The organism is Magnetococcales bacterium, assembly GCA_015231175.1.
Taxonomy (GTDB): Bacteria; Pseudomonadota; Magnetococcia; order Magnetococcales; family DC0425bin3; genus HA3dbin3.
The window spans coordinates 1,847-4,652 of sequence record JADGBZ010000139.1 but is presented as its reverse complement, the minus strand read 5'-3'; the positions used below and the strand labels follow the sequence as shown (position 1 = coordinate 4,652).

Below are 2,806 nucleotides of genomic sequence, written 5' to 3'. Positions count from 1 at the left end.
TCGCCCAAACTATTTCGTGACGCACGACCCCCCGCCACCCTCTTTTCTCCCAGTCTTTCAATGGTTTTTTTGGGGGGCGTTACCCCGAACCTCACCAGGAGAAAGGGCGCACCCCTTCCCCTTGGATCTCCGACAACATCAGCAACGAAGGGAGAGCACCGTGACCGAAGTCAAAGGTCTGGCGGGTTGGCAAAAGAAATATTTACGCGGGTTGGCCCATGCCCTGCGGCCCGTGGTTCTGGTTGGCCACGGTGGTCTCTCTCCGGCATTGTTGGAGCAGGTCGATCAGGCCTTGACGGCGCATGAATTGATCAAGATACGCTTCAATGATTTCAAAGAGGAGCGGCGTGCGCTGACCGAGCAACTCGAACAGAGTGTCCATTGTACAGCCGTTGGCCTGATCGGTCATACGGCCATCCTTTACCGACCCAGATCGGATCCGGCGCAAAGGTCGATTCGCATGGATGCCCGGGCGAAAATCAGGGCGGAAAAGAGGGAAAAACAGGATCAGGAGAGGAATAAGACCATAAAACCACCCCGGAAAGATGCGGATCGGGGTGTGCATGTGGCAGGTGGGCAGGAGCGGAGCGCCACCAGGCAGAATGGAAATGAACGGGGAGAGAGTGATCCTACCTGGCAGGAGCGGGAATTCAAGACCAGTCGCCCGGATCGGGCGCCAGCAATAACCAGACATGGGGGCAGGCAGGGTGCAGATCATGTTGCCCGGTCGGGTGCAGATCATGTTGCCCGGTCGGGTGCAGATCATGTTGCCCGGTCGGGTGCGGGGGCGTGGCAGAAACGCGAATCTGCTCCACGTGGCGCTGCCTGGCCAGCCACCGAAACCCGGCAGAAGAGGGAGTTCCGACAAGGCGGGGTCGATCACCAGCACGCCGGTGTCCGGCAAAAACGGGAGTTTGGGGAGAACAGTGGGGATCGGTCGTCAGGTCGATTCCAGAAGGATACCTGGCGGCAAAAAACACCCGGCGCGTCGTCAGGTCGATTCCAGAAGGATACCTGGCGGCAAAAAACACCCGGCGCATGGCAAGGGGAAGGAAAACGGGAGGAGGGGAAAGAAGGAGCGCCACGGCGGCAAAACGAGGGGAGAGACGGCGCGCCACGGCGGCAATACGAGGGGAGAGACGGAGCGCCACGGCGGCAATACGAGGGGAGAGACGGAGCGTTACGGGAGAGAGGGGATGCGTGGCAAAGGCTGGGAGAAAAGAGGGTGGCGGGGGGTCGTGCGTCACGAAATAGTTTGGGCGAACAACGTACCAACAGCGGTCGTCATGGAGCTGGGGGACGGGGTCGTGATCGAGTTGGATCTTCCACAGAACGAACTTCGCCAGGTGCAAGGCGCGGCGCTGCCCGACAGCAAACGCCAGTGGTGCTTGCAGATCGGGGCATATCTGGCACGCATGGCACTCCTGGAGGCAGAGGAGAGACGATGCGCAACGCCGCAGACGGCAGAGGCACAAGGGCAACCCGTGGCCTTCATGCCTCCTCTCCCCCCCGGCGGCGTGTGGTGGGGGTAACGCCTCGCCGAAAATTCTCTTCCGGACAGGGTCCATAGCCTCGGCTTTTGCGGCTCATTTTCAAGCTTGACGTACCAGGACAAAAAGGTTAGCCTCGTCGCCTCCTTTGGGGTTTCATCGGATGGTTGTGCGCCCGTAGCTCAGCTGGATAGAGTACTTGGCTACGAACCAAGGGGTCGGAGGTTCGAATCCTTCCGGGCGCGCCAGTTTTCCAAAGGATCGGCTGTTGGCGTCTGGGCCTGCCGGTTCGGCATGGGGGGAGTCCTGCCGTAAACCGGGGCGATGTTGCCAGCGGGCAGTGGGCTTCGACCGTTCCAAGATGGACCGTGGGACAGACGCATCCTGCCTGTCCTGTGCCTTCAGGCAGTCCTTTTCGTGGCCAATATGTCTTCAAGGCGCAAGGGTGCCTTCTTGGTACCCAACTTGACTGCTGGCACCACTCCGGTCGTCCAATGAGGCCGGACAAAATTGTGGATGACTAACTGGACGTCCAATGTACGCTGGAGACCATCTTCAGACTTGGCATACGTGTTCGTTTGTCGTCGAAAAGCGCTGTTCCGCCTGTGTACGCTGGAGACCATCTTCAGACTTGGCATACGTATTCGTTTGTCGTCGAAAAGCGCTGTTCCGCCTGCGTGTTGCAGCATTCTGACCTTCAAGGCGGTTCGCGTTTATCTCTGACTCTGGCAGAACTTTATCCGTGTCTGGATGCTCTTGTTGATGTGCCTGGTCCATGGGGCGCTTTGGGCCTCGCTTATGCTTCTGATCGCCCTTGTTCTTGACTCGCACTCTGACTCCTTTTGGAAGAACCTTGGGTGGGCGACCTTTGCTCCCCGTTTGCAATGCCTCTGAACATATGGGTGCCCATCACGCGGACTGTTGCCCGAAGCCCCATGCCTTCACTGCGAATTTTCAAAGCAGAGGCCACCTTGCTGATCGGGGATTTGAGATTCTCCGTGGGCGTTCCATGCGTTTCAGAACAATGCGTTCCACATCCGCAACACCGGCGCAGGGTCCGGTCACCATTGTGAACCGGTAATTATTCACCGTCCTTGCAAGAAAAGCTTGGACATGAAAGCCTTTGTCAGGGCTTCGCCCCGAACCCCACCAGGACTCCGTCCTGGACCTGACAGGGAGCCAGCCCCCTGGACCCCGATTCGTTGGCGGGTGGTGAATAGTTACGTGAACCGTAACTATTCAGCACCCTTTCAAAAAAAGCCTGGATATGAAAGCCTTTGTCAGGGCTTCGCCCCGAACCCCACCAGGACTCCGTC

The 2,806-nt window shown here is 58.7% G+C and carries 2 protein-coding genes, 1 tRNA gene and 1 pseudogene; 3 read left to right on the top strand and 1 reads right to left on the bottom strand.

Going from position 1 to position 2,806, the window contains the following annotated elements; genetic code table 11:
* Positions 1 to 160 precede the first annotated feature (160 nt).
* Positions 161 to 430, top strand: a pseudogene (locus HQL63_15815) (YhbY family RNA-binding protein).
* Positions 431 to 650: 220 nt separating this feature from the next.
* Here the strand turns inward: HQL63_15815 and HQL63_15810 are convergent.
* Positions 651 to 1,247 carry a hypothetical protein gene (locus HQL63_15810; protein MBF0178290.1) on the bottom strand — a complete coding sequence of 199 codons (597 nt, stop codon included), beginning with the start codon at positions 1,245 to 1,247 and terminating at the stop codon, positions 651 to 653.
* On the opposite strand from HQL63_15810, the gene HQL63_15805 reads away from it, so the two are divergent.
* Complete coding sequence (locus HQL63_15805; protein MBF0178289.1) at positions 1,239 to 1,532, top strand: hypothetical protein; 294 nt, start codon at positions 1,239 to 1,241, stop codon at positions 1,530 to 1,532. The two genes, HQL63_15810 and HQL63_15805, sit on opposite strands and share 9 nt — an antisense overlap.
* A 129-nt stretch (positions 1,533 to 1,661) precedes the next feature.
* Positions 1,662 to 1,738: transfer RNA gene (locus HQL63_15800), tRNA-Arg, on the top strand.
* Positions 1,739 to 2,806: the final 1,068 nt, after the last annotated feature.